The organism is Psychrobacter communis, assembly GCF_014836505.1.
Classification (GTDB): domain Bacteria; phylum Pseudomonadota; class Gammaproteobacteria; order Pseudomonadales; family Moraxellaceae; genus Psychrobacter; species Psychrobacter faecalis.
The window spans coordinates 24738-31029 of record NZ_JACSQR010000031.1; the positions used below are offsets into that span (position 1 = coordinate 24738).

The following is a 6292-nucleotide window of genomic DNA, read 5'->3' on the forward strand; positions in this document are numbered from 1 at the left end:
TAAATGGGGCATTTTAAAGAAAAGTAGCTGGTTAATGCAAATGATTTTCATTTTATTTATGGAATTGAAGCAGTTATTGAGCGCGCCAATAGACTTTTATGACCATATCTTGACGAGATAAACCAAGAGTTACCTTTAATTGTTGTCTTAATGACTTGATGTCTGCCGCTTCAAGCGCGCCCCATACCTTGCCAATCCTAAGAGGCAATGTTATTGATCTTGCATGTAATAAGCTCATGATTTGTTCAGGAATTTCGGTTGTTGGTGTCTTAATGATATGAAGTAGATTCTCTTGTAGAAAACGCTCATCATGACCTAAGTGCTGACAGAGATTGAGAGTGTGTAAATAACTGATATCTTTTGGATCTTCAGTGATAGCAATGACAAGGGGTGGTAACGGATTTTGCCAGCTTTCTAATAGATTGGCGACGGTAGGTAGAGAGGTTTCATCGCAAATTAATAAGCATTGTCCCTCACTGAGGTGTTCTATTTTTTCTGGATAGTCGCGCACCGTTTTTATTGGCATGCCGCAGACGAGAGAGCGTGCCCAATTACCACCTGGCGTGTCGCCATGGATATAAACATCTATCCAAGCTTGAACAGACGAGCGGATTGGATCTCGCCATGCTTTTCGCAGGGTGTAGTAGCGCTGTAAAGGTTTATCGTTATTTTCTGACTCACCATTTATGGTAGATAAAATTTCAGCATTTAACTCAAATAAATACGCGTAGCCTGGATGATTGAGTGGGATATTTTCGGGTGCTGTGACCACCAGTCGATACATATTAGGACTGACATAATAACCATCAATCACGCTAAAGTACTGTTCTTGAAGTTTGATCGTACGCTTACCAAGCTTAGTAGCGGATGCCTGCAATAACGCTATATATTGCTCATGTAGTGTCTCAGCGTTACTAATAGGCACAAAAAAGTTGATAAAGTATTGATGATTAACACTAGAAAGGTTTTCAGCGAGGCTGTTATCGGTAGAACTGCTATATTTTAACGCATTAGAGTTATTTTGATACCGATTCATTGTCATAACATCTAGCAAAAGGCCGTCGGGATACAGCTCTTTTATCGATACTATATCGTACTCGCCGACTGAGGCAGGGGTAAAGGCATTGATAAACATCGCAAGTTCATCTTGATGCTCTTCATTAAGATGGTGAATAAACATGGCTTTATCAGCGATTGCTAATGGGGTTTTATCGGTGTCATAACGAGTAAGCGTTTCAGCCATAAAGGGTCATCCAAGCCAAAAAATCACATAGCGGTTCATTCATATAACCGTCAAGTAAATGGCATCTGAAAATATAAGGTAGCGGAGAATAGAGATAAAAATAACAAAGGTTTAATCAATAAGTATTGCGAGTCAAGCAAGGCGATAGAATTAGTAATCGATGATATGAATTAAAAACACCTAAGCGTTATTGATAACCATTAACATCTAGATTATTATTACGTTAATAAGGCTGACTGTCAATGTATTTATAAATAGGAAGTTGTGATTTTATTTGTAATGGATAAAGTTTATGCTAAAAAGTAGAAGGATTCCTCATCCTACTCATCAGTTATTAAGCCATTGCATTTCAACACTTTATAAGCTGAGCTATGATGAAGAAACCGTAGAGATAAACTTGGTAAACTAAGCGTATTAACAGGAGTTTACTATGACCAAGAAAGTAAGAATGTAGTGGTCAACTAATTTAGGACATCTGATAAGAGGTTTTGGTTAAAGTAGCGTTTCTCTTTTTCTAGCGGTGTTAAATAATCATTAAAACTGTGCGGTCTCACGATTTGATAGTAGCCCCAGATATAATCAATAATGGCGCTTTTAGCTTCAGTAATATCTTCATAGCCGCCCTTGGGCATCCATTCTGTTTTAAAGCTTCTAAAGAATCGTTCGGTTGGGGCATTATCCCAACAGTTTCCGCGACGGCTCATACTTTGCGTCATGCCCTCACAACTGGCAACGGATTCAGCAAATGTCTTACTGGTGGAATGGGTTCCCTGATCGGAATGAAACAGCACGCCACTGGGTTTGAGCCTAGTGTGATACGCCATCTGTAGGGCTTTAGCGGTCAGCACGCTATCAGGGGAACCTGATACAGCAAAGCCCACCACACGCCGAGCATATAAATCTAAAACAACGGCTAGGTAGCACCAGCCACCCTTGATACGAATGTAAGTCACATCCCCCGTCCAGACTTGGATTGGGCGCTGTTGGGCTAAAGTTGCGAGCTAGGATATTGTCATGCGTTTTATGCGCCTCGTCAGCGTGCTTGTATTTGTGCGTCTTCAATTGACAGCTTTTAAGCCTCATCTGCGCCATAAGTTTACCTACCATATATCGTGATAGCTTGATGTTGTGTTCATTCATTATTATGGCGGCAATGCTGCGAGCGCCTGCTGAACGCTTTGAGTCGTTAAATATTTGACGAATTAATACCTTGTGCTTGACGGTTTCAAGACTGATGGGCTTGGGCTGCATGCCATAGTAGTAACTGCTTTTTATCACGCCAAACAGTTTGCACAGAAGACTTTTATTAACATGCTTGTCTTGCTCTGCAAGCTGACTGATTAGCGATAGCCGTTCAGGCTGTCCAAGGCTAGCAGAGCGGAAGCCTTTTTTAAGATGTCACGCTCCATAGTCAGCCGCTTAACTTGTTTGCGCAATTCTTGAAGCTCGCGCTGCTCATCCGTTAAGGCGTTGCCGACTTTAGGTGCTTGGCCAGTCATTTCTTGACGGTACTGACTCAGCCATTTCTGTAGAGTGGATTTACCTATTCCTAAAGAATTGGCCACGTCAGGTATTTTACGTTTGTGGTCAACAACTAAGCTGATGGCTTCTAATTTGAATTCTCGGGTATATTGGTTGCGTTTGGTGGTCATACTATTTTCCTTCTTTGGGTTAGTATAAACCTCTTATGCGCTGTCCAAGTTTATTATGCCACTACAATAATCGCAATAAGCTGATACTGGACGCCTTGGAAGAAGCTCAGTTTATAAAAAATGATAGCCAGGTCGATGAGATACACACGTACCGAGGCAAAGAGATCGTCCCCGGTGGCCGTGTTGATATCGTCTTATGTGAGATTGATGACAGACGACAGTTGGCGAAATAACGCGGTATAAAAAAGTATATTGATTAATTAAATTGAGGACTCAAAATGACCAACTTACTAGCTAAAAGATTCGGCACCAGTCCACGCTTAGAATTACTCAGCGGTGAATGGTTAAAGCAGGGCATGGGTGCCAAGACCGTTCAGTTTGATATTGGCCAAGGTGGATTGCCTCCTGAAGTGAACTGGGAGGATAAGGCAGCTGCTATTGCATTGATTGAGAGTCGTCACGCTAAAGCGCTGGCGTCTTTGTTGGTATGGGGTGATAACGAATTATGGGACTGGTCAGAGTGCTTTGATATGGTCGTAGAGTATCTTGCGCTTAAGATGTTCGATAGATGCGTCGTAGATGGCCGTGAAGCACCTAGGGGCGGTAAGCAAACCTTAAAGGAGTTATCGTCGCTTGTAGCACGTATGACATTGCATTTTGAGCTATATGATTTGTGGACTATCTACACGGTTGAAGGACGATTGTTGTTTAGTGGGATAAAAATGAATGACAGAACTTACAGTAATTATTTCTTATGCTACCAACGCCAGATGCTAAATGACCTAGAAGAGTTGGTCCACTGTATTAATAATGATATTGCCAAGTATAGATCTAACCTAGCAATAAGCTGTGAGCTGGTTGAAAGCATGTAATTATGATGATGTCATTAGTCTGTAACATTAAGAATCTAGTATAGCGTCATACAAATTCTTGATTAGAAAATAGCAGGTAAGATGATGTTAGATATAAAACAGGAAAAAGACATACAAGTTAGCCCACAAAGTTTTGATGCCATTATGATGTTAGCAATCACTACGGTCGCAGATGATATTGGTGATGCTCCTACCATTGACACGCCATTATTTGATGAAGCTCGAGAGGCTTATTGCGCTGAGCTTTTACAAAGTATTGTTGAATGGCAAAAACAGAACAGCGAAGATCTTTTGTTTGACTCGAATGCTACTCAAAATTACACCTATGCTAAGCGAGAGGCATTAATAAAGGTTGCAGAGGTAAAGCTTTTTAATGCTTTGCACGAAGGAGACTCTATTAGTGAAGAAATGATGATGTAGGGTACTAATCCACTTAATAAAATTTAAAAAATAAAGCAAGGAAGAGCAGGCTTGTCTAGGTATTATTATATGACTTGACCCATGCCGCACTGTAGTGTTATATTTTCTACAATGGCAGTAATTGTAAATTGATTTAAATATGAATGTCTTGAACGAAAGATAACTCTCCGGTTCTTTCGTTTTTTTATTGCCTACGTTTTTGTACCCGATATGTGATTTTCCATATCGGGCTTTTTTATGTCTACGATTTAGCATGGAAGCTGATATGTGCGATCTAACCAACCAAGAGGCCTATGATTATTATCAAGAGGTAACCGAGTCGTGCGACAAAGATTATTGGCTGCAGTTTCTTAAGGACCGAGCAAATAGAGGCGTGGAAGGTGCTCAAGGTTTTGTAGATAAGATTGAGTTTTGTAATTAATTACGGGCCCATAGCGCAGATGGTAGCGCAATACACTGGGGGTGTAGTGGTCAGAGGACAGGACTCATAATTCTAACGTCACAGGTTCAAATCCTGCCGTCTTCATTATGTTAAATTAATCAGTTTTCCTTCCTTGAATGGTTTGGGCGGTTTTTTATAAGTTATATAGCTACACCCGATAATATGTTGTTATAATTTACTTTTGTTTGTATTTGAGAGAACGAAGTGAACTATAAAAAAGTTAGCATTGGTATAATTGGGGTTTTAGTTTTATTTTTTGTTTGGTCTTATTCAAGCAGTCTGAAATCAGCCGAAGAATCAAACGAGATTGCATTAGATGATGCTTACGCTGCTATCGAAGAATATAAGTTGATTATAGAAAATAGCAAAGCTGAAATCGAAAATCTTCAAAGTGAAATGTACAATGCTCATCAGACAGCTGACAATATTAGTGGAATGTATTATCAATTCAGCTTTATTCAATCACAATCAGAACTTGACGATTTAGCGTCTGACTTAGATAGTGAGGCTAGCCAATTGAAGTCTCAACTTAATGATGTGGACAGTTCAATACAAAATCTTGAAAGCCAGCTAGATGCAAGCGAATATTCTTACTGATAGATAGTAATATACCCCACTCTCAACTTCGAAAGTGATTGAAAAAAGAAGAGCACCTCACTAATCTATTGTTTTCGACCAAGAATACAATGGAGTTGTGAGATGCCCATAGACGAATTTATCATCAATATCTATTTAATGGTAGAGCAATATTACAAAATAGTCGTCACCAAACCCTTGCGAAGTGCAGGTTACGCGCCAAAGCTAAGTGATCCTGAGGTTATTTGCATGGAGATGGTCGGTGAATTTTTACACCTAGATCAAGACAAACAAATTTGGCAATACTTTACCCAGCATTGGCAAGACTGGTTTCCAGCCATCGGCTCATACCCTAACTTCGCAAAGCACTGCGCCAATCTGTGGCAAGTCAAACAGCAGATACAAGATAAAGTCAGTGAACTTGAGGGCCGTAACAACATCCATTTTATGGATGGTTTTCCGATACCCGTCTGTCATTATGGACGCGCTTATCGGCATAAGAATTATCAAGACTTAGCGGCTTTTAGCTACTGTGCGGCTAAGCAAGAGAGATACTATGGCTTTGAAGGCCATTTGCTTGTTAACTTATCGGGCATGATTAAAGGCTTTACCTTTTCTCCTGCCAATGTTGATGAAAGAGCGGTTGCCCCAGAAATCACCACTCATATTCATGGGCTACTTGGCGCTGATAAAGGGTATATCAGCCCGAGTCTGACATCGTACTACGACGCTCAAGGAGTAGATTTACAAACGCCACTCAGAGCCAACATGAAAGAGGATAGACCCAAACCTGTGGTAAGGCGGCTAATGAAAGCCCGCCGTATCGTTGAAACAGTCATTGGTCAGTTATCAGAACGATTTAATATACAAAGGGTACGAGCAAGAGATTTATGGCATTTGTCTCATCGATTGATTCGTAAGATTCTTTCACACAATCTGTGCTTTGTACTCAACAAAAAACTTGGTAATCCGCCTCTTCAGTTTGAATTGCTTATTTCAAGTTGAGAGTGGGGTTGCAAACAGTTAAATAAAACATATACAAACCTACCTATTTATTACTATAATAGATAGATTATATCTATAATAT

At 40.1% G+C, this 6292-nt stretch carries 8 protein-coding genes and 2 pseudogenes; 6 read left to right on the forward strand and 4 right to left on the reverse strand.

What is annotated here, in order from left to right; genetic code table 11:
* Window positions 1–73: 73 nt before the first annotated feature.
* From H9653_RS10035 to H9653_RS10050, 4 genes and pseudogenes are all read right to left on the reverse strand, one after another.
* Window positions 74–1243, reverse strand: a complete 1170-nt coding sequence (locus H9653_RS10035; protein ID WP_191692263.1) for a siderophore-interacting protein — start codon at window positions 1241–1243, stop codon at window positions 74–76.
* Between the two features lie 461 nt (window positions 1244–1704).
* Window positions 1705–2220: pseudogene (locus tag H9653_RS10040) on the reverse strand (IS3 family transposase); the annotation flags it as partial.
* A 103-nt stretch (window positions 2221–2323) separates the two neighbouring features.
* A pseudogene (locus H9653_RS12720) lies at window positions 2324–2494 on the reverse strand (transposase); the annotation flags it as partial.
* 89 nt (window positions 2495–2583) lie between these two features.
* A complete protein-coding gene (locus H9653_RS10050) occupies window positions 2584–2895 on the reverse strand; it encodes a transposase (RefSeq protein ID WP_191692265.1) in 312 nt (103 codons plus the stop codon).
* Window positions 2896–2930: 35 nt separating this feature from the next.
* Here H9653_RS10050 and H9653_RS10055 point away from each other — a divergent pair, with 35 nt between their 5' ends.
* The 6 genes from H9653_RS10055 (at window position 2931) to H9653_RS10080 (ending at window position 6210) form a co-directional block, all read left to right on the forward strand.
* The gene (locus H9653_RS10055) at window positions 2931–3128 is read left to right on the forward strand and encodes a RusA family crossover junction endodeoxyribonuclease (protein ID WP_145989792.1); all 198 of its coding nucleotides are present in this window, start codon (window positions 2931–2933) and stop codon (window positions 3126–3128) included.
* Between the two features lie 45 nt (window positions 3129–3173).
* Window positions 3174–3767 (forward strand): hypothetical protein, encoded by a 594-nt coding sequence (locus H9653_RS10060; protein ID WP_191692266.1) that lies wholly within the window; start codon window positions 3174–3176, stop codon window positions 3765–3767.
* A gap of 81 nt (window positions 3768–3848) precedes the next feature.
* Window positions 3849–4187 carry a hypothetical protein gene (locus H9653_RS10065; protein ID WP_225211716.1) on the forward strand — a complete coding sequence of 113 codons (339 nt, stop codon included), beginning with the start codon at window positions 3849–3851 and terminating at the stop codon, window positions 4185–4187.
* Between the two features lie 253 nt (window positions 4188–4440).
* The gene (locus H9653_RS10070) at window positions 4441–4608 is read left to right on the forward strand and encodes a hypothetical protein (RefSeq protein WP_180952491.1); all 168 of its coding nucleotides are present in this window, start codon (window positions 4441–4443) and stop codon (window positions 4606–4608) included.
* Between the two features lie 225 nt (window positions 4609–4833).
* Window positions 4834–5226 (forward strand): hypothetical protein, encoded by a 393-nt coding sequence (locus H9653_RS10075; RefSeq protein WP_102076308.1) that lies wholly within the window; start codon window positions 4834–4836, stop codon window positions 5224–5226.
* A 102-nt stretch (window positions 5227–5328) separates the two neighbouring features.
* On the forward strand, window positions 5329–6210 hold the full coding sequence (locus H9653_RS10080) for an IS982 family transposase (protein ID WP_191692267.1): 882 nt from the start codon (window positions 5329–5331) through the stop codon (window positions 6208–6210).
* Window positions 6211–6292 lie beyond the last annotated feature (82 nt).

Excerpts from the sequence above, each read along its gene's own strand:
- H9653_RS10035 (WP_191692263.1), bottom strand. The coding sequence starts at position 1,243 with ATGGCTGAAACGCTTACTCGTTATGACACCGATAAAACCCCATTAGCA.
- H9653_RS10050 (WP_191692265.1), bottom strand. The coding sequence starts at position 2,895 with ATGACCACCAAACGCAACCAATATACCCGAGAATTCAAATTAGAAGCC.
- H9653_RS10055 (WP_145989792.1), top strand. The coding sequence starts at position 2,931 with ATGCGCTGTCCAAGTTTATTATGCCACTACAATAATCGCAATAAGCTG.
- H9653_RS10060 (WP_191692266.1), top strand. The coding sequence starts at position 3,174 with ATGACCAACTTACTAGCTAAAAGATTCGGCACCAGTCCACGCTTAGAA.
- H9653_RS10065 (WP_225211716.1), top strand. The coding sequence starts at position 3,849 with ATGATGTTAGATATAAAACAGGAAAAAGACATACAAGTTAGCCCACAA.
- H9653_RS10070 (WP_180952491.1), top strand. The coding sequence starts at position 4,441 with ATGGAAGCTGATATGTGCGATCTAACCAACCAAGAGGCCTATGATTAT.
- H9653_RS10080 (WP_191692267.1), top strand. The coding sequence starts at position 5,329 with ATGCCCATAGACGAATTTATCATCAATATCTATTTAATGGTAGAGCAA.